This window comes from Streptomyces sp. NPDC088554 (genome assembly GCF_044752945.1).
In the GTDB taxonomy this organism is placed as follows: domain Bacteria; phylum Actinomycetota; class Actinomycetes; order Streptomycetales; family Streptomycetaceae; genus Streptomyces.
In genome coordinates this window covers 44,353-63,032 of sequence record NZ_JBIVMF010000004.1, presented here as the reverse complement: position 1 = coordinate 63,032, position 18,680 = coordinate 44,353, and the positions used below count along the sequence as shown (strand labels likewise).

Genomic DNA, 18,680 nt, shown 5'->3' with positions numbered 1-18,680 from the left:
ATGACCGCGACATCCGTGGGTGCGCTGCTGCTCTGCCGGGCCGAACCGGCGGCCGTACGGCCCGCCGCCCATCTGCTCCGTGAACGGCTGCTGCTCGCCCCGGCGGGCGGCGAGTGGAGCGTCCTGGTCCCCGAGGGCAAGCCCTGGCTGGACGGTGCCGACCCGGTCGAGCGCGTGGTCACCGGCTGGGCCGCCGCGCTCGCCGTCGGCGCGAGCTGGCCGGTCCTCGCGCTCTGGTGGGACGGCGACCGGGCCGGATACACGCTGGCCGCCGGTTTCCGCCGTACCGTCGGCTACGTCTGGCTCGCGGACGGCACCCCGGTCGGTGAGGACGAGGCGATGCGTACGTTCGCGGCGCGGCTCGGCCTCGACCCCGTGCTCGACCTCCAGGCGCTGGAGCCGCTCTCCCGCCCCGACCCCGAGGCCGACTCCGGGGCCCGGCTGCTCGCCCTGACGGCGTTCCTGGCCAGGACCGGCCTCGTCCTCCCGGCCGGGCTCACCCCCGGCGAACCCGCCGACCGGCTGCGCGAAGTGGTCCGTGTCCAGCCGGACGCCGAGAGCGTCGAGTGGGCGGGCCGGCGCGACGCTCTACGCGCCGAGCTGGACGTGGTCGAGGACGGCCCCTTCGGCCCCTGGCTGCGCGGCCCCCGGGCCCGGCTCCTCGGCGCCGCCCAGCTCACGGCCGGTATCCCGCTCACCCTCTGGGCGGCCCGTCGGCGCAGCGCGGGCTGGGCCTTCGCGGGCGGGCTGCTGATGGTCCAGGGGGCGCTGGCGCTGGCGTACGACCGGTTGCGTACGCCTTGGGACTGAAGCCTCCAGCGCTGAAGCCCCCCGGCACTGAAGCCCTCCAGCACTGAAGCCCCCCGGCACTGAAGCCCCCCGGCACTGAAGCCCTCCAGCACTGAAGCCCCCCGGCACTGAAGCCCTCCAGCACTGAAGCCCCCCGGCACTGAAGCCCCCCGGCACTGAAGCCCCCCGGCACTGAAGCCCCCCGGCACTGAAGCCTCCGGCGCTGAAGCCTCCAGCACTGAAGCCCCCCAGGGCTGAAACGCTCCGGAACCGAAACGGCTCAGGAGCGAAACGCCCCAGGACCGAAGTGTCAGTCGTCCTCGTCCTCGTCCTCGTCGTCGTCCAGCCTCGCCAGCCATGTCGCCAGGCGCTCTACCGGAACCTCGAAGTCGGGGTTGAGATCGACGAACGTACGCAGCTGCTCGGCCAGCCACTCAAGAGTGACCTCCTCCTGGCCGCGCCGCTTCTCCAGTTCCTCGATCCCTCGGTCCGTGAAGTACATGCCGTTCAGCCTAATGCCTGGTGGGGGTGGTACGGCGGGCAGAGGGGGGCGGGCTCACCCCGGGTGCCCCCCACGGTGCCCGCGCTGACCGCGCCGCTCGAACTCCGGCGCGCGCTGCGGCCACTCCAGCGGTACCGTCCGGCCGCGCCCCCGTTGCGCCGTACCCTTGACGAGGTGGCGACCGTTGAGCTGAGCGCCCGAGCCGGCGGGCTGATCATTCCGGTGTTCCGTGGGGTGTCGCGGGCGGACGCGCTCCTCCAGTTCGTCATGGACGCGTCGTCGTCGATGCGGGTGTGGGAGCGGCTGTTCGCCGAACTCCAGCAGATCTTGGGCCAGTTGGGTGTCTTCCGCGATGTCCGGGTGCGCTATCTGCACCAAGGACCCGATGGCGCGCCCGCCGTCAGCCGCAGCCCCGATCCGGCCGCCGCGCCGCTCAGCTCCGCCGACCGGCTGAGCGACCCGACCGGACGGCGGGTCACCGTCGTCGTCAGCGACTGCGCGGGACCGCTCTGGCACAGCGGGCACGCCCACCGGCTGCTGCACCAGCTCGGCCGCCAGGCGCCCACCGCCGTACTCCAGCCGCTGCCGCAGCGGATGTGGAACCGCACCAGACTCCCCGTCACCTACGGTGTCCTGTCCCGGGGCGAGGGACCCGCCGGCGCCGTGCTCAAGGTCGGCGGCGACGCGGCCACCGCCTCCGCCGCGCAGCGGCCCGGGACGCTCGCCGTCCCCGTCCTGCCGCCCGTCGCGGGCGCGCTCGGCGCCTGGGCGCGGCTGCTGTCGGGGACCGGCGCGGGACGCATCTCCGGCGCGGTCGCCTGGGTGCGCGCCGACCAGCAGCCGACGCCCGCCGCCGGGGCCGGGGACCGGCTCTCCTCGTTCCAGCTGGTCAGCCGCTTCCGCTCGGCGGCCTCACCGGTCGCCGGACAGCTCGCCGTCTACCTCGCCGCCGCCCCGCTCCACCTGCCCGTCATGCAGCTCGTCCAGCGGGCGATGCTGCCCGACTCGGGCCCCTCCGAACTCGCCGAAGTACTGCTCAGCGGGCTTCTCATACGCAGCAAGGAGGGCGGCGCCGACGACGAGCCGTGGTACGAGTTCGCGGACGGCGTCCAGGAAGCGCTGCTCGGACCGCTCGGCCGCGAGGAGGCCGTCCTCGTACTGAAACACTGCTCCGCGTACATAGAGCAGAGATTCGGCAGGGGCGGCCCCAACTTCCCCGCCCTGGCGCTCGCCCGGCTCGGCGACGCCCGGCACACCCCGCCCTTCCCGCGCGGCACGCTCGACGAGGACGAGCCGCCCGGCGACGACGAGGGCGAGGAGGCCGAGGACCGGCGCGTCCCGCACCCCTTCGCGGAGGTCGCCGCACGCGTGCTGGAACGCTTCGTGCCGCTGCCGGAACAGTTCGTGCCCGCCGCCGCCCCGCCGCTCAACGCCGCCGTGGAGAGCGCCCGCGAGCTGCTGGCCCAGTTCGAGTCCGACGGCATGGTCCAGGACCTGATCGACGCCGTACAACTGCTGCGCGGCGCCACCGAGCGCGAGGAACCGGCCGCCTTCGACCCCCGGCTGTGGGCCGAGTTCGCCCGCTGCCTGCTGCGGCTCTGGGAGGTCCAGGGCGGCGGCGAGCTGCTCAGCGAGGCCGAACGCGCGGCCGAGCGGGCCGCCGCGCACCCCCGGGCCGTCCGCGAACAGGCCGTCCTCGCCCGCGTCCTGCACGTCGCCGCCGCCGACCGCCGCAGGGGCGACAAACGCGGCGCCCTGGAGCTGCTGCGCCGCGCCGACCGCGCGTACACCGTCGCCTGTGCCGCGCCCGGCCTCGACCCCGCCGAGGCCCTGCGGCTCACCCTGGAGCGGGTGCGCGCCCTGGAGGCGCAGTGGCGGCTCGGCGGGGACACCGCGCTGCTCCAGGGGGCGATCGGCATGCTGGAGGAGTTCGCCGACGCCCGGCCCGACCAGGAGCACCGCCCGCCCGGGCTGCCGCTCGCCCACGGCCGTACGCTGCTGCGCCTCTCCGGCGCGACCGGCGACACCGAACAGGCCCAGCTGTACGCGGGACAGGCGGCCCGCTCGCTGCGCGAGGCGCTCGCGCCCGGCGGCCACACCGTCTCCGGCCGGGCCCGCATCCTGCTGGACCTGGTGGACGCGCTGCTGCTGTCCGGCGAGGGACTGGACGAGGCGTGGACCCTGGTCGAGCAGTCGCTGGCGACGGTCCACGACGAACGGCTTCTCGCCTCGCTCCGGATCCGCGCGGGCCGTATCCGCGTCGCCCGGTACGAACGCGCGGGCGACGCCCCGCGCCCGGCCGACCTCGACGAGGCCGCCGAGTACTTCGCCCTCGCCACCCGGGGCACCGTGCGCGACTCCCGGGCCCACGCCGACCTGCTCGCCGAGTGGGGCGCCACCCTCCTCACCCGCGCCCAGCTCTCCGACGGCGCCGACTCCACCGGCGCGGCGGTGCGCGTGCTGCGCGACTGCCGTACGGAAACGGTGGCCGGCACCGCCCGGCAGGCCGAACGGCTGCTGATGCTCGGCAAGGCGCTGATGCTGCGCCACCGCGTCACCGAGGACCGGGGCGACCTGCGCGAGGCCGAACACCTCTTCTGGCTCGCGGCCCAGGAGGCGCGCGACCCGCTGACCGCCGCCCGCTGCTGGCTGGAGCTGGGCCGCTCGCACCTCGACGCCCACCGGCTGCTGCACCGCCCGGCCCGGCTGGACGACGCGGCGGGGGCGTTCCGGGACGCGGCGGAGGCCGCCAGGACCGCCGAGACGGAGCCGGAGAATCCGCGACAGTTCCTGGAAGCCGTCGAGTTGCGTGCCGCGGCCCACCACTGGCGGGGTACGGCCTACGAGGAGGCGGGCCGCCCCCGGGCCGCGCGCGAGGCGTACCGGGCGGCCCGTACGGAATGGCGCAGGCTGCCGGACGGCGGCGGCGGGACGGCCCGGCTGACCTCGGACCGCCTCGCGGAGCTGGAGCGCTGAGCCGGAGCGCCGGCGCCCGCACCAGCGGCTCGCCCGCCTCCGGCGCGCCGCCGCGCGCTCCCTCCGCCGCCCGCGCCAGGCCCGCGCCCTCGCCCTGGCCGGCCGCGTCGACGCCCCCAGGTGCGTGACGCTGATCCGCGACCTCGAACCGGAGCTGTCGCGATACGCACACACGGCCGGCGTCGGCGAACTCCCCGAACGGCTCCGAGCCGTCGGCGGAAGCTCTGTCCCCGCTGGTCCGGAGGCGGGTTCACTCCGGGGCGAACTCGTAGCGCAGCTCGTACAGATGGCCCGCCTTCGCCATCACCGTGGCCTCGACCGGCCGCCCGCCGTCGCCGTACACCACGCGCAGTGTCCGGAGCACGGGCAGACTGCCCGGCAGCCGCAGCGCCTCGTACTGCTCCCGGGTGGGTACGCGCGCGGAGACACGGTCCACGCAGGTACGGGGCGGGTGGCCCAGCGCCGTCAGGAGCGTGGGCGTGCCGCCCAGGATCCTCCGGTGCTCCATCAGGGCGGTGCCCCGGGCGATATCCAGCGGGTAGTAGGAGTGGACCAGTTCCACCGGCTCGCCGTCGAGGGTGAGCAACTGGTGGCGGAGCAGCGCCGTACCGCTGTCGGGCAGCCGCAGCGCCGCCGCGACATCGGCGGGCGGCACGGTCTCGGCGACGGCGACCAGCTCGCTCCGGGCCCGCGCGCCGTGCTCCGCGACCTCGGCCAGCCAGGGGTACGGCTCCCCGGGACCGGCCGTCGCCAAGGACGACGTGGGCCGGACGGTCCGCTGCCGGTGCTCCCGTACGGTCACGGCGGCGCCCGCGCGGCCGATGACCAGCCGCTCGTCCTTGAGGAGCCGCAGCGCCTTCTGGATAGTGGCGTTCGAGGCGCCGAACCGCTCCTTGAGCCGTGCCGTGGACGGCAGCGCTCCACCCGGTGCGAGGTCGCCAGTCATGATCTCGTCGCGCAGATCGGCGGCGATCCGCTCGTGGAGGGAGCGCCGGTCGTACGTCTCCTCTTCGGCCGGGCCCACGGTCATCGTCCGATCCCGAGTTCGTAGCGCAACCGCTGACGGTCGGCGGGCATGGCCATGGTGTCCACCTGAACGGGCCGGTCCGTGCCGTCGAAGGTGACACGGGTCAGCCGGAGCACCGGCTCGCCCGGCCTCATGTCCAGAGCCTCGCGCTCCGCCTCGCCGGGCATCGCGGCGGTCACATCCTCCCGTACGCGAACCCCGGCATGCCCCAGCCCGGCGAGCAGGGCAACGGCCCCACCGGGGATCTTCGCGGTCCCGGCGAGCGGCGTGCCGCGCGCGAGGGACACGGGGTAGTACGTATCGGTCAGCTCACAGGGCCGCTCCTCCAGATACATCACCCGCCGCCGCACAACGACCACTTCCCCCTCGGCGACCCCGAAAGCCTCCGCCACCTCGGCCGGTGCCCCGATCTCCCCCGCGTGCACGATCCGCTGGCCGCCCCGCCGTCCCCGTACGGCCAACTCGGCTGCCCATGCGTCGGGTTGGCCATCTCGCGACGGTGTCAGATACGGCATCGAGGTACTGACCCACGCGTCGCCGCTCATGACGTCCTCCTGTCTGCCGGTGCTGTTCCGGCCTTGCTGCTTACACGGTAAGCGAGTCACTTGCTGTCACAGCCTCGACCAGTCTTGCTGCTTTTCGTGAATAGCGGTACGGTTCTCGTGATCGTACAGCCAGGGTCAACGAAAACCCCGGCGACGGTGATGCGTCCCGGGGTACGGCCAACGCTTTGAAGGAGCGTGGACAGTGAGCGACTTTATCGTTCGTCTCTTCGAGCCGCTGTTGCGTGGCTTATTTCCGTCCGAGGAGCGGGGACACCCGCGGCCCACTCCGCCGCACCCGGTACCTGCAGTCCCGCGCAGGCCGGTCGGTTTCCGCTCGGTGGTGGTCTTCGTTCATGGGTGCCGTACTGCCGTGGGCGGGACGCACGGCACATTGCTGCTGTTCTATGCCCGAAGCGAGTTCGAGCGCTCCGAGCGCGTCGTGCAGTGGCGCCGTCGGCAGCGCCGGCGCGAGCTGTGGATCGCTGGGGCGGCTCGGTGAGCCGGGTTCCGGAGCGGGACGGCAACGCTGTGGTGCTGCGGTGGAAACGGCATGCCGCCTCGGTGGGGCTGGCGCGGCTGGAGTTGGGTAAGGCGCTGGCGGGCTGGGGGCTGAGCGCACTGGAGGACTCGGCGGTGCTGGTCCTTTCCGAACTGGTCACCAACGCTGTACGGCATGCCCATGTGCCGCCGGGGCGGGAGATCGAGACCCGGTTTCTCATGGTGCCGGGCGGCCTGCGGCTGGAGGTGCATGACGCGTCGTCGGACCGACCACAGCGGCGGGGGGCCGATCCGGAGGGGTGCGGTGGGCGGGGGCTTGTGTTGGTGGAGGCGCTGGCCGACCGGTGGGGTGTCGGTGAGCGGCACGGGGTGGGGAAACTCGTCTGGGCCACGCTGCTGTCGGCCTCCGGCCCGGACGGTGGTGGGCGGCATGAACGTTGAACAGCTGATGCGCGTGCTGCGGGAGTGGGCCGCCTCGCCGGGTGGTGCCCGTGGGGGTGCTGTCGTCTCGTAGGACGGCGCTCCCTCCACGAGTGGATCGCCCGACAGCGCGGCTATCCCGGCACCTGCCTTGCCTTCGGAGGCATCTCCCGGGAGCGTTCGTAGACGTGACGCGCCATCGCGTTTCTGCGGAACGGGGCGAGAAGGGAAGGGATTTTCCTTACGTGCCCGTCAACCTTGCTCGAATGGATCTCGGGGTACGCATCCAGCACCTTCCCCCATGTGACACAGGCCGCTTCGAGGTGGCCAATTTCGAGCTGCCTTTCGGCCAGCATCGCACCGAATTTAATTTCCGACCTCTTGCTGTCGCTGGAATCCCGCAGACGAAAATGATCGTGAAGTGATTCAACGCTTCCCTTCACGTCGCCGAGGGCATGTCTGACCTCTGATGTGGCATACGCCAGCGTTGCCGAGCTGAAACCGCCGAACGTCCCGAGTCGGCTTTCAGCCTGATTCACCGCGCGTTCCGCCTCGCGCAGACTGTTCAGCGCGTTCGTCCGCTCGCCCGCCAGGGCGTACGAGTGCGCTTGCTGCCCGGCAAGAAAGGCGCGCATGCGGGGACTGGACTCGGGGGATGCTTCGGCGGCGGCGTTCGCAAACCGTACGGCCGGTGTCCCGTGCCCCAGGTTCGCGGCCTGCACCGACATGCCGCGCAGAACATGGCAATAGGTCAGGTGGTCGCCACTCGCACCCGCGAGCTCCAATGCTTTCACGTAATACTCTTGCGCTCGGCCATGTGCGCCTTCGTCCACTGCCATCCACCCCGTCAGATAGCAGAGAAATGAGGCAGTGGACATCATCGACTTCCGGGTTTCGCTCGACGCGCTCGCTCTCAAATAGGGGGCGACCGTATTGGTCAAGAAGGCGGCAGCCATCGGACGCGCGTAGCGCCCACCGAAATCGTCATCGAGGTCCGACAGGCGATCGGTCATGGCCGACACCGCCTGCACTTCGGCCGCCCCGATACGCCGTTGCGGATCCGTCTTGACGGCCTCCATCCGGCCTACGACATCGGGCCAGCCCGGAATGGTGAGTGCCACGGAGAAAAGTCCCACACCAAGAACGCTCCTGCGGGCCGGGTCCATGTCCTGCCTCCCAAGGTCGAACAGACCGTCCACCATACTGGCGGGTTGTTTCAACTGATCGGGCGGTGAGGGGAACCCCGCCTCAGTAAACGTGATCGGGCGGTGCAGCTTCCGGGCAAACGCTTCCAGGATGAGCGGCCGTACGGCCTCCTTGGGCATGTGGCCCTTCAGCCACTGATGAACCGATGGATCTCGATACTTGAGCGGTGTCCCTCGCTCGGTTCCGATGCGGTTGACCTCCTGGGCGAGCTGACGCATCGTCCACCCGCTCTCCCGATACAGCCGCTCCAGTGCCGTATTCGACTCCAGCGCCCTCACTGTTCCGATCCCCTCACAGCGGGTCTCAAGACTCTTCATGTCTTCACGCCGCGACAAGCGTAGCGCTGTGAGTAGTCGCTTGGTTGCCTAGTGCAAGCGACGTCGCGTACAGGCCACCAGCACCACCTGCCTGAGCAACACCCCTACGAGCAGAAGGATGTGCGATGAACGCCATTGCTATCGAGACCAAGGCGGCCGTCCCGGCCACCGACATGGTCGACCTCGACCTGGACATCAGGATCGTCACCGCCGGTCCTGTGGCGGCGGCATTGCTGAGCAGCACCGACGACGGCTGCGACACCCAGAAGAACGGCGACTGCTGACCTGAGCGCCGGGGGTGCCTGCGGTGGGAGTCCCCGCCGCAGGCACCCTCCTCGGCGCCGTGTCGCACCACGAAAGACAGCCGTTCGGAGGCGTGAGTATGAAGGCAGAGACGCGAATTCCGTACTACCGGCCGACCGAAGCACCGATGCTGCGAGCGACCGTGCACCCGGGCAACCTGCCTCTGCCGACCTGGCCAGGCATGTTCCAGAAGGCAGATGACAGGCAGTGGAGCGGATGGCTCGCCGGAACATGGGCCAACCGCCCGATGGCCGAGGCCGTCTGGATCGCCAGTCCGGTGCTCGCCGAGCAGATCGATGCCGTCCTCTCCGGGCGGCCGACCCGCCCCGGACAGATACGGCGCATGGCACTTGCCCTCGCCCGCTACCTGGTGCGGATGCGTCGCCGTGCCACTCCGTTCGGGACCTTCGCCGGTGTGAGCACGGCACACTTCGGGCCGCGTACATCGGTACGGTGGACGGATCGCCAGTACCTACGGACCCGGGCGGACGCGGTGTGGCTCGCCGACGTGATCAGCCGCCTCGAAGGCTGCGCGGAGTTGCTGTCGCGACTGCCGGTCGTCATGAACGACCTGGCTGTCGTACGCGGTGAGCGACTGGTCGTGTCCTGGGCTCCCCATTCCGGCGCCGACCGCCCGCAGGGCGAGGTGTCGGTGCGGCTGATCCCGGTCGTGCAGACGGTCCGGGAGACGGCTCGGTCGCCCATCCGCGCCACCCGGCCCGGGACCTGCCTGACCATCAGCTGGTGACAACGGGCTGAGTCGTTGGTCCGGCCCGTACGCCGGAGGGCCCGGCCCGCGAATCGCTTCGCGGGCCGGGCCCTCCGGGTCGTACAAGGGGGTGCGGGTCAGGCGTCGAAGACCTCGCTGACCAGCTGCTGCTGCTCCGCCTGGTGGCGCTTGGCGGAGCCCACCGCCGGGGAGGAGGAGTGCGGGCGGGAGATACGGCGCAGGCGCTCGCCGTGGGGGACGTCGGCGCCTACCGCCAGGTCCAGGTGGTCGATCAGGTTGAGCGCGATGAACGGCCACGCGCCCTGGTTGGCCGGCTCCTCCTGGGCCCACAGATACTTCTCGGCGTTCGGGAACTTGGCGATCTCGGCCTGGAGTTCCGCGCCCGGCAGCGGGTACAGGCGCTCCAGGCGCAGGATCGCGGTGTCCGTGACGCCGCGCTTCTGGCGTTCGGCGTCCAGGTCGTAGTAGACCTTGCCGGAGCAGAAGACGACCTTGCGGACCGCGTTCGGGTCCACGCCCGCGTCGCCGATCACCGGGCGGAAACCGCCGGTGGTGAACTCCTCGGCGCTGGACGCCGCGGCCTTCAGACGCAGCATCGACTTCGGGGTGAAGACGATCAGCGGCTTGTGGTGCGGGTTGTGGACCTGCCAGCGCAGCAGGTGGAAGTAGTTCGACGGCAGGGTCGGCATGGCGACCGTCATGTTGTTCTGCGCGCACATCTGGAGGAAGCGCTCGGGGCGCGCGGACGAGTGGTCCGGGCCCTGGCCCTCGTACCCGTGCGGCAGCAGCAGGGTGACGCCGGACGTCTGGCCCCACTTCTGCTCGGCCGAGGAGATGAACTCGTCGACGACCGACTGCGCGCCGTTGACGAAGTCACCGAACTGGGCCTCCCACATGACCAGCGCGTCCGGCCTGGCCAGCGAGTAGCCGTACTCGAAGCCCATCGCCGCGTACTCGCTGAGCAGCGAGTCGTAGACGTTGTAGCGGGCCTGCTCCTCGGTGAGGTACTGGAGCGGGGTGTAGTCCTCGCCGGTGCCCTGGTCGACCAGGACCGCGTGGCGCTGGCCGAAGGTGCCGCGGCGGGTGTCCTGGCCGGAGAGCCGGACCGGGGTGCCCTCCATCAGCAGCGAGCCGATGGCGAGGGTCTCGCCCATGCCCCAGTCGATCGTGCCGTCCTCCACCGAGGCCGCGCGCCGCAGCATCTGCGGCATCAGCCGGGGGTGGACGGTGACCGTGTCGGGGATGTTGACCTGCGACTCGGCGATCCGCTTGATGACCTCCTGGGAGACCGCGGTCGTCACCGCCACCGGGAACTCGGCCTGCGCGTCCGGGACATGCGCGGGACCGGCGTGCGAGGTGGCCTCGCGGACCTCCGCGAAGACCTTCTCCAGCTGGCCCTGGAAGTCCTGGAGCGCCTGCTCCGCCTCTTCCAGCGTGATGTCGCCGCGACCGATCAGCGACTCGGTGTAGAGCTTGCGCACCGAGCGCTTCTTGTCGATCAGGCGGACCATCTGCGGGTTGGTGAACTGCGGGTTGTCGCCCTCGTTGTGACCGCGGCGGCGGTAGCAGATGAGGTCGATCACGACGTCCTTGTTGAACGTCTGGCGGAACTCGAAGGCGAGCCGCCCGACCCGGACGACGGCCTCCGGGTCGTCACCGTTCACATGGATGATCGGCGCCTCGATCATGCGGGCCACATCGGTGGCGTACATGGAGGAGCGCGACGCCTCCGGGGCGGCGGTGAAGCCGACCTGGTTGTTGATCACGATGTGGACCGTGCCGCCGGTGCGGTAGCCGCGCAGCTGCGACATGTTGAGCGTCTCGGCGACGACGCCCTGGCCCGCGAAGGCCGCGTCGCCGTGGAGCGCGAGCGGCAGGACCGTGAAGTCCGTACCGGCCTTGTTGATGATGTCCTGCTTGGCGCGGACGATGCCCTCCAGGACCGGGTCGACCGCCTCCAGGTGCGAGGGGTTGGCGGCCAGCGAGACCTTGATCTGCTCGCCGTCCAGACCGGTGAAGGTGCCCTCGGCGCCCAGGTGGTACTTCACGTCGCCGGAGCCGTGCATCGACTTCGGGTCGAGGTTGCCCTCGAACTCGCGGAAGATCTGGGCGTACGACTTGCCCACGATGTTCGCCAGCACGTTCAGCCGGCCGCGGTGGGCCATGCCGATGACGACCTCGTCGAGGCGCGACTCGGCGGCCGAGTCGATGACCGCGTCGAGCAGCGGGATGACGGACTCGCCGCCCTCCAGCGAGAAGCGCTTCTGGCCGACGTACTTCGTCTGGAGGAACGTCTCGAACGCCTCGGCCGAGTTCAGCCTGCGCAGGATCCGCAGCTGCTCCTCGCGCTCCGGCTTGGCGTGCGCGCCGCGCTCGATGCGGTCCTGGATCCACTTGCGCTGCTTCGGGTCCTGGATGTGCATGAACTCGATGCCGGTCGTACGGCAGTACGAGTCGCGCAGCACGCCCAGGATGTCGCGCAGCTTCATCATGGACTTGCCCGCGAAGCCGCCGACCGCGAACTCCCGCTCCAGGTCCCACAGCGTGAGTCCGTGCTCGGTGATGTCCAGGTCGGGGTGCTTGCGCTGGAGGTAGTCCAACGGGTCCGTGTCGGCCATGACATGGCCGCGCACCCGGTAGGAGTGGATCAGCTCGAAGACCCGGGCGGGCTTGGTGACGTCCTCGTCGTGCGACGCGTCGATGTCCTTGAGCCAGCGGACCGGCTCGTACGGAATGCGCAGCGACTTGAAGATGTCGTCGTAGAAGTCGCCCTCGCCGAGCAGCAGCTGGCTGACGATCCGCAGGAACTCGCCGGAGGCGGCGCCCTGGATGACCCGGTGGTCGTAGGTCGAGGTCAGCGTCATGACCTTCGAGATGCCCAGCTTGTTCAGCGTGTCCTGGGACGTGCCCTGGAACTCCGCCGGGTAGTCCATCGAGCCGACGCCCATGATGACCGACTGTCCGGGCATCAGACGCGGTACGGAGTGGACCGTGCCGAGGCCGCCGGGGTTGGTCAGCGAGACGGTGACGCCCGTGAAGTCGTCCATCGTCAGCTTGTTGCCCCGGGCGCGGCGGACGATGTCCTCGTACGCCTGCCAGAACTCGAAGAAGTTGAGCGTCTCGGCCTTCTTGATGCCGGCGACGACGAGCTGACGGTCGCCGTTCGGCTTCACCAGGTCGATGGCGAGACCGAAGTTGACGTGCTCCGGCTTGACGAGGGTCGGCTTGCCGTCCTTCTCCGCGAAGGAGTGGTTCATCGACGGCATGGCCTTGATCGCCTGCACCATCGCGTACCCGATGAGGTGCGTGAAGGAGATCTTGCCGCCACGCGCGCGCTTCAGGTGGTTGTTGATGACGATGCGGTTGTCGAAGAGCAGCTTCACCGGGACCGCGCGCACGGAGGTCGCCGTGGGCACCTCCAGCGAGGCGCTCATGTTCTTCGCGACGGCGGCGGACGGGCCGCGCAGCGTCACGTACTCCGGTCCGGCCGGGGCCTCGGTCGCCTCACCGGCGCTCGCGGCGGGCTTGGCGACCGGCGCGGCCGCGGGCTTTACGGCGGGCTTCGCCGCCACCGGGGCCGGAGCCGCGACGGGCGCGGGCGCCGGGGCCACTGGAGCCGCCTGTACGGGGGCCACCGGGGCCGGGGCCGCGACGGGCGCCGCGGCCGGGGCCGTGGCCTTCACCGGAGCGGGCGCCGGGGGAGCCGGTACCGCCGCCGGGACCTCGTCGGACCTGCCCGCCTTACCGGACGTGCCCGGCTTGTAGTCGGCGAAGAAGTCCCACCAGGCACGGTCGACCGAATTCGGATCCTGAAGGTACTGCTGGTAGATCTCGTCGACAAGCCATTCATTGGCGCCGAAGGCCGCGGCAGGGTTCTTGCCCGGCCCGTCTTCGTCGGTCGAGATGCTCGCGTTACTGGGGGACTGAGACGACACGGCGTGAACCGCCCTCTTCCGCTTCACAAGGTGATGGACAGCGGGAATCAAGGCTACGCCTACCGGGCCGACACGTGCAGACCGGGCGTGCCATCGTCGTGCAAGTCACATCGGACAGCGGGTTTCGGCGTATGAAATGGCGGGAAACATGCCGGGTTCCGCTGCGCCGGGAACGCGTCGCGCCCCGTCGACGACCGGTCGCCGGCCTGCTCTCCGCCCGTCCCCGACTCCGTACCTGGAGATTCGTGCTGGACATTCGTGCTGGAGATGCTGCTGAAGATCGTGCGTTGTCGCTTTGAACTCTGTTTGAACTCTTCGAACTCTACGTCAAACCCGAGGTCGGGGTGGGCCCGGAAGGGTGACCTTGATCAAGCATCCGTGATCGGATTCGGCCACGCCTATGCGCCCGCCGTGCAGATCCACGGCCCAGCGGGCGATGGCCAGGCCGAGTCCCGTACCGCCGTCGCTGCCGGGGCCGTGCGGGGACGGCGCGGCACCCCGGTTGAACCGCTCGAAGACCTTGTGGCGCTCCTGCTCCGGAATGCCGGGCCCCTCGTCCTGGACCTCCAGCTCCAGTGACTCCGGCAGCGGGCCGCGCCGCGCCCGTACCGTCACCCGGCCGTGCGGCGGGCTGTGCTTGACCGCGTTGTCGATCAGATTGGCCACGACCTGGTGCAGCCGCTCCGCGTCCGCGTGCGCGGTCAGCTCGGGCGGACACACGTCCAGATGCAGATGGACATCGGTACGGGTGTGGTTCACCGACCCCGAGACCCCCGAGCTGGGCCGGCGCTGCGAGGCCGCGAGACTGGCCTCCTTGAGGACCCCCGAGAGATACGGCCACACCTCGAAACGGCGCGCCCGCAGTGGTACGACCCCGTTGTCCAGCCGCGACAGATCGAGCAGTGTCTCCGTCAGCCTGCCGAGGCGCTCCGTCTGCCGCAGCGCCGTCAGCATCATCTCCGGATCGGCGGCGGACACCCCGTCGACCACGTTCTCCAGTACGGCGCGCAGCGCGGCGATCGGCGTGCGCAGCTCGTGCGAGACATTGGCGATCAGCGCCTTGCGGTGCTGGTTCTCGGCCTCCAGGTCGTCGGCCATGCGGTTGATCGTGGCGGCGAGGTCGCCCAGCTCGTCCCGGCGGCCCGCGCCGCCCACCCGGCGCGTGTAGTCGCCGTGCGAGATGCTCTTGGCGACGATGCTCATCTCGTCCAGCGGCGCGGTCAGCCCGTGCCCCACGAACTGGGTGATCAACAGGGTCGCGATCACCGAGAAGACGGTGATGAAGCGCAGTTCGGTCTCGGTGCGCAGGGCCACCAGCAGCAGCCCGGTGGTGATGAAGACGGAGACGACGACCAGGGTGCCGAGCTTGGCGTTGATGGAGAGCCGCAGCCGGGCGCCGGCGGACCGGCTGAGCGCCGCCCGCCGGAACTCGTCCCAGAGCCGCCCCACGGTGCCGTGGTCGGCGCCCGCGCCTGCGCCCGCACTGGTGCCGGGTCCGGTTTCCGTCCCGGTCTCGGGTGCGGGCCCGGGGCCGTTGGGTTTCGCGGGGCCGGTCGCGCAGGATCTCCCCGCACCGGGTCCGGGAGTGGCTCCGGCGCCGGGGCCGGGAGTGGCTCCGGTCCCAGTTCCGGCGCGTACTGTGTCGTATCTCGCGCTTCTGGGCTTTACGGTGCCGGGCAGGGCCGGGGGCCGCACGGCGCCGACCTCGCTGCCGGCCCAGGCCCAGGTCTCCGCCTCGTACCCGGTGCCCGGTCCGGCCCCGGCGCCCGCTTCTGGTCCGGAGTCCGTTCTCGGTTCGGGCCATGTCGGGTCGACCTGGTCCCGCTCCGCCCCTCTGATGTCCGCGTCCCTGCCCGCCACACCGCTGCCCTCCGTGCTCGTACCCCTCCGTACCCGTGTCCCGGCCGGGATCAGCCGGCCGGATCAGGGTGCCGGGGTCTCCAGGGCGTACCCGACACCGTGCACGGTGCGGATCCGCTCGGCGCCGATCTTCCGGCGCAGTGCCTTGATGTGGCTGTCGACCGTACGGGTGCCCGAGGCATCCGCCCAGTCCCACACCTCGGCGAGCAGCTGCTCCCTGGAGAGCACCGCTCTCGGGGTGTTCGCCAGACAGACCAGCAGGTCGAACTCGGTCGGCGTGAGATGGACATCCTCGCCCCGCACCCGCACCCGGCGCTGCGCGTGGTCGATCTCCAGTTCGCCGAGGCGCAGTATGCCGCTGCGCGGTGTCACCGCGGCGAGCGCCGCCCGCTCCACCCGGCGCAGCAGCACATGCACGCGCGCCGTCAGCTCCCGCATCGAGAACGGCTTGGTCATGTAGTCGTCGGCGCCGACCCCGAGGCCCACCAGCATGTCGGTCTCGTCGTCCCGCGCCGTCAGCATCAGCACCGGCACCGGCCGCTGCGCCTGGACGCGGCGGCAGACCTCCAGGCCGTCGAAGCCCGGCAGCATGACATCGAGGACCATCACATCCGGCTGCCACGCCTCGGCCGCGTCCACGGCCGCCGGTCCGTCCAGTGCCGTCTGCACGAGAAAACCCTCGGCCCGCAGCCGCGCGGCGATGGCGTCGACGATCGTCGCGTCGTCCTCGACCACGAGGACCCGGCGCTGGGCGCCGGGCGTCGCGGCGACTCCGCTGTGGCTGGTCTGTGTCTGCTCCATCGCCCGCCCCTGGTACGCGTTCCGCGATCCTTGTTCCGCGATCTGCATGTGTAGATGTAGATCCGTGTGTCGGGAGCAGCGTAGATGCACTGAAGGGGTCCCGGCTACGCAGTGCGAACCCCGAGATGGACCACATCGGGTACGCCCCGGGCAACTCGCACCTCTTCGGACCTTACGTCGCCGAATCCGGCATTCCGTAACGTATCGGCGAAGGCGGAGGAGGGGTTCGCGGACCAAACGGCCAGTACACCACCGGTATTCAACCTCGCCCGGCAGGCGGCGAGTCCGCTCGGCGTGTAGAGGTTTCCGTTGTCCTCGGTGACGGTCCAGTCGGGGCCATTGTCGATATCGAGACAGAGTGCGTCGTAACGGTCCGTGGTCGTCCGTACGTATTCCACGAGGTCGGTGTGCAGGATCACAGTGCGCGGATCGCTCAGCGCCGCCCCGGAGACCCCGCCGAGCGGCCCTGACCTGTGCCAGTCGATGACGGCCCGCTCCCGCTCGACGACCACGATCCGGCCCCAGCGGGGGTCGGCGGCGGCGTGCGCGAGCGAGAAACCGACCCCCAGCCCGCCGACGAGCACGGCCGGGGCCTCGCGCTCGGGCGGGAGCAGGTCCCTGGCCGCGTCGATCAGCAGCCGCTCCGAGCGGCCGTCCGAGGTGTCCATCAGGAAGCAGCCGTTGGCGATGATCTCCAGTAACTCCCCGCGCCGCCGCAGAACGATTTCGCCGTACGGCCCGACGCGCCGGTCCAGCGTGACGGGCGCGGCGAGAGCGTCGGACGCGGCGGGGACGCCGAGGCAGGTGGGAAGCGTGGGCGCGGACATGTCGGGGCCTCTCGTTCGACGGCTGCTGCCACCGCCATCCTGGTGGTCGGGGGAGGGCGGAAACAATCCGGTTTTTCCCTTACGGGACGGCTCCCGCCCACCCTTAGGTCCCCTCGGCGCGGGCCCCGAGCCCCGCGTACAGGGCCGCGCCACCCACGTACAGGGCGACGGCTGTCACCCAGGCGAGGGACGACGGGCCGTACGCGCACTCGGGCTCGTGGGGCGGGTACCTCGATTCATGGGGCGGGCACCTCGTCGGGTCGGCAGCGGTCGGCGGCCAGATGGTGGGTCAGACAGACGCACCCCTGCTGATCGTTCATCGCGCCAGCCGCTCGGCGTACCTCTTGGCGTCGTCGGACCAGTACCGGGTGAAGTAGGTGCTGGGAGCCAGTCACTGGTGCACGGCTTCTTGGATCTCGGAGGCGCGCGGTCGGGCGCGGGGCTTCGTCGTCGGCGGTGTCGCACTCCTCCGCGATAGGAAAGACAGGTGGCCGCCGAGTAGACATAAGAAGAGGGAGACGGGCAACTGCCCCCGGGTGGAGCTGTCGACCTGGTTGGGTAACTGCACCTCGCTCCGTTGGACGGGGGCGTTCGGGCCGTCGCCCCAGCGGGCGGGTGCGCCGGGGACGCCGCGTAGGCGGCCGCGAGAGCACCCGCCCGGCCCGCGCCCGTACCCGCTGCGCGTCGACCAGCCGCCGCGCGGCGATCACCCACAGCCAGCCGCCCGCCTCCCCGCCGCGGTGCGTCGCGGCCGAACGCCAGACGGTCAGAAAGGTGTCCTGGAGCACTTCCCGGACGGTCTCCGGGTCCCCGCACCGCCGCGACAACCGGCCGAACAGCCAACCGGCGTGCCGGTCGTAGAGTTCGGCCAGTGCCTCCGTGTCCCCCTGGGCGACAGCACGCAGCAGCGCCTCGTCCTTCCGGTGTCCCCCCATGGGGCGCGGCAGTCTCACACTCTCCCTATCGCCGGGAAGGGGCCCGGCGGTTCACAGGGAAAGCTGTGAAGGTTGACAGGTGTGCTGTACGTCATAGACGCGGTGATCCGGGGTCGCGTTATGTGGGTGGCGGATTCTCCGGTGGTGAAAGGAGTCGTACGCGATGAATCGGTTGGACGCGCGCGGACTCCAGAAACCACAGACGTACGAGCCGCAAGCTCCGCGCGAGCCGGAGGTCGCGTACGAACCGGAGGTCACGTACGAGCCGGAGGTCATGTACGAGCCGGAGGCGGACGTAGTCACGACCGCGCTCGCCCCCACCCCCACCGACGTACCCGCCCCCAAGAAACGACGCTTCTCCCGAAGCGCCCGGAGCATCCGGATCGCGGTCCGACTGCTCCCCTCCCCCCGCCGCACCCCGTTCACCTTCTGGTACGGCTTCGTCCTGCTCGGGACCGCGCTCTTCGCCGAGTACGCCGAGCCCGCCACCGTCTCCGCGCTCCTGCGGGACTCCAGCACGGACGTGGACCACCTCTCCAGCACCCCGATGCTCGTGCTCGTCGCCAGCGCGTTGTGGGTCGCGGGCGGTCTGCTCTCCCCGTACACCATCGGGTTCGTCCTCGTCCTGACCGCGCTGGAGCGACGCGTCGGTGGCTTGCGGGCGGCCGGGGTCTTTCTGCTCGGGCATGTGCTGGCGACGCTGCTGACCGAGATCCCGGTCGGGGTCGCCGTGGCGGTCGGGCATCTGCCCGAGTCGTCCCTGTACCGGCTGGACTACGGCATCAGCTTCGGGCTCATGGCGAGCATCGGGGCGCTGGCCGGTCTGCTCGCACCGCTGTTCCGATGGTCCCTGATCGGGGTGGTCGGGCTGCTGCTGTTCCAGGACCTGCTGGCCTTCGCGGACCCGATCACCGACTGGGGCCATCCGCTGGCGCTGCTCATCGGTGTCGCGTGCTGGCCGGGGCTGCGGTCCTTCGTGGGGACCGCGACGCGCGCCGGCCGCTTCCGA

Annotated in this window: 14 protein-coding genes and 2 pseudogenes; 7 read left to right on the top strand and 9 right to left on the bottom strand. The window is 70.9% G+C overall.

The window, feature by feature from the left end; all coding sequences use genetic code 11:
- On the top strand, nt 1-810 hold the full coding sequence (locus ACIP8W_RS05905) for a hypothetical protein (protein WP_401946738.1): 810 nt from the start codon (nt 1-3) through the stop codon (nt 808-810).
- 289 nt (nt 811-1,099) lie between these two features.
- Here ACIP8W_RS05905 and ACIP8W_RS05900 read toward each other — a convergent pair whose 3' ends face one another.
- Nucleotides 1,100-1,291, bottom strand: coding sequence for a DUF6104 family protein (locus ACIP8W_RS05900; RefSeq protein ID WP_402149401.1), 192 nt, complete (start codon nt 1,289-1,291; stop codon nt 1,100-1,102).
- A 75-nt stretch (nt 1,292-1,366) separates the two neighbouring features.
- Here ACIP8W_RS05900 and ACIP8W_RS05895 point away from each other — a divergent pair, with 75 nt between their 5' ends.
- Nucleotides 1,367-4,267 (top strand): SAV_2336 N-terminal domain-related protein, encoded by a 2,901-nt coding sequence (locus ACIP8W_RS05895; protein WP_402202103.1) that lies wholly within the window; start codon nt 1,367-1,369, stop codon nt 4,265-4,267.
- 250 nt (nt 4,268-4,517) lie between these two features.
- On the opposite strand, the gene ACIP8W_RS05890 is transcribed toward ACIP8W_RS05895, so the two are convergent.
- Both ACIP8W_RS05890 and ACIP8W_RS05885 read right to left on the bottom strand, forming a co-directional pair.
- On the bottom strand, nt 4,518-5,297 hold the full coding sequence (locus ACIP8W_RS05890; RefSeq protein ID WP_402149405.1) for a GntR family transcriptional regulator: 780 nt from the start codon (nt 5,295-5,297) through the stop codon (nt 4,518-4,520).
- Nucleotides 5,294-5,839 (bottom strand): UTRA domain-containing protein, encoded by a 546-nt coding sequence (locus ACIP8W_RS05885; RefSeq protein ID WP_401946728.1) that lies wholly within the window; start codon nt 5,837-5,839, stop codon nt 5,294-5,296. Before ACIP8W_RS05885 ends, ACIP8W_RS05890 begins: the two co-directional genes overlap by 4 nt.
- A 202-nt stretch (nt 5,840-6,041) precedes the next feature.
- On the opposite strand from ACIP8W_RS05885, the gene ACIP8W_RS05880 reads away from it, so the two are divergent.
- Together ACIP8W_RS05880 and ACIP8W_RS05875 are read left to right on the top strand one after the other, a co-directional pair.
- Nucleotides 6,042-6,338 carry a hypothetical protein gene (locus tag ACIP8W_RS05880; RefSeq protein ID WP_401946726.1) on the top strand — a complete coding sequence of 99 codons (297 nt, stop codon included), beginning with the start codon at nt 6,042-6,044 and terminating at the stop codon, nt 6,336-6,338.
- Nucleotides 6,335-6,778, top strand: coding sequence for an ATP-binding protein (locus ACIP8W_RS05875; RefSeq protein WP_402149407.1), 444 nt, complete (start codon nt 6,335-6,337; stop codon nt 6,776-6,778). Before ACIP8W_RS05880 ends, ACIP8W_RS05875 begins: the two co-directional genes overlap by 4 nt.
- A gap of 113 nt (nt 6,779-6,891) precedes the next feature.
- Here ACIP8W_RS05875 and ACIP8W_RS05870 read toward each other — a convergent pair whose 3' ends face one another.
- Entirely contained in the window at nt 6,892-8,280 is a 1,389-nt protein-coding gene (locus tag ACIP8W_RS05870) for a tetratricopeptide repeat protein (protein WP_402202100.1), read from the bottom strand.
- 125 nt (nt 8,281-8,405) lie between these two features.
- On the opposite strand from ACIP8W_RS05870, the gene ACIP8W_RS05865 reads away from it, so the two are divergent.
- Both ACIP8W_RS05865 and ACIP8W_RS05860 read left to right on the top strand, forming a co-directional pair.
- On the top strand, nt 8,406-8,564 hold the full coding sequence (locus ACIP8W_RS05865; RefSeq protein ID WP_401946718.1) for an FxLD family lanthipeptide: 159 nt from the start codon (nt 8,406-8,408) through the stop codon (nt 8,562-8,564).
- A 98-nt stretch (nt 8,565-8,662) separates the two neighbouring features.
- Complete coding sequence (locus ACIP8W_RS05860; protein WP_402202098.1) at nt 8,663-9,331, top strand: lantibiotic dehydratase; 669 nt, start codon at nt 8,663-8,665, stop codon at nt 9,329-9,331.
- Between the two features lie 98 nt (nt 9,332-9,429).
- On the opposite strand, the gene ACIP8W_RS05855 is transcribed toward ACIP8W_RS05860, so the two are convergent.
- The 5 genes and pseudogenes from ACIP8W_RS05855 to ACIP8W_RS05835 form a co-directional block, all read right to left on the bottom strand.
- On the bottom strand, nt 9,430-13,248 hold the full coding sequence (locus ACIP8W_RS05855; RefSeq protein WP_401946713.1) for a multifunctional oxoglutarate decarboxylase/oxoglutarate dehydrogenase thiamine pyrophosphate-binding subunit/dihydrolipoyllysine-residue succinyltransferase subunit: 3,819 nt from the start codon (nt 13,246-13,248) through the stop codon (nt 9,430-9,432).
- Between the two features lie 327 nt (nt 13,249-13,575).
- A complete protein-coding gene (locus ACIP8W_RS05850) occupies nt 13,576-14,637 on the bottom strand; it encodes an ATP-binding protein (RefSeq protein WP_401947416.1) in 1,062 nt (353 codons plus the stop codon).
- Between the two features lie 534 nt (nt 14,638-15,171).
- The gene (locus tag ACIP8W_RS05845) at nt 15,172-15,909 is read right to left on the bottom strand and encodes a response regulator transcription factor (RefSeq protein ID WP_401946710.1); all 738 of its coding nucleotides are present in this window, start codon (nt 15,907-15,909) and stop codon (nt 15,172-15,174) included.
- Nucleotides 15,910-16,013: 104 nt separating this feature from the next.
- The gene (locus ACIP8W_RS05840) at nt 16,014-16,736 is read right to left on the bottom strand and encodes a spermidine synthase (RefSeq protein ID WP_402202095.1); all 723 of its coding nucleotides are present in this window, start codon (nt 16,734-16,736) and stop codon (nt 16,014-16,016) included.
- 638 nt (nt 16,737-17,374) lie between these two features.
- Nucleotides 17,375-17,671: pseudogene (locus tag ACIP8W_RS05835) on the bottom strand (RNA polymerase sigma factor); the annotation flags it as partial.
- A 163-nt stretch (nt 17,672-17,834) separates the two neighbouring features.
- On the opposite strand from ACIP8W_RS05835, the pseudogene ACIP8W_RS05830 reads away from it, so the two are divergent.
- Nucleotides 17,835-18,632 (top strand): annotated as a pseudogene (locus tag ACIP8W_RS05830) (rhomboid-like protein); the annotation flags it as partial.
- Nucleotides 18,633-18,680 lie beyond the last annotated feature (48 nt).

Coding starts and splice junctions, on each gene's coding strand:
- ACIP8W_RS05905 (WP_401946738.1), top strand. CDS start 1: ATGACCGCGACATCCGTGGGTGCGCTGCTGCTCTGCCGGGCCGAACCG.
- ACIP8W_RS05900 (WP_402149401.1), bottom strand. CDS start 1,291: ATGTACTTCACGGACCGAGGGATCGAGGAACTGGAGAAGCGGCGCGGC.
- ACIP8W_RS05890 (WP_402149405.1), bottom strand. CDS start 5,297: ATGACCGTGGGCCCGGCCGAAGAGGAGACGTACGACCGGCGCTCCCTC.
- ACIP8W_RS05885 (WP_401946728.1), bottom strand. CDS start 5,839: ATGAGCGGCGACGCGTGGGTCAGTACCTCGATGCCGTATCTGACACCG.
- ACIP8W_RS05870 (WP_402202100.1), bottom strand. CDS start 8,280: ATGAAGAGTCTTGAGACCCGCTGTGAGGGGATCGGAACAGTGAGGGCG.
- ACIP8W_RS05865 (WP_401946718.1), top strand. CDS start 8,406: ATGAACGCCATTGCTATCGAGACCAAGGCGGCCGTCCCGGCCACCGAC.
- ACIP8W_RS05860 (WP_402202098.1), top strand. CDS start 8,663: ATGAAGGCAGAGACGCGAATTCCGTACTACCGGCCGACCGAAGCACCG.
- ACIP8W_RS05845 (WP_401946710.1), bottom strand. CDS start 15,909: ATGGAGCAGACACAGACCAGCCACAGCGGAGTCGCCGCGACGCCCGGC.
- ACIP8W_RS05840 (WP_402202095.1), bottom strand. CDS start 16,736: ATGTCCGCGCCCACGCTTCCCACCTGCCTCGGCGTCCCCGCCGCGTCC.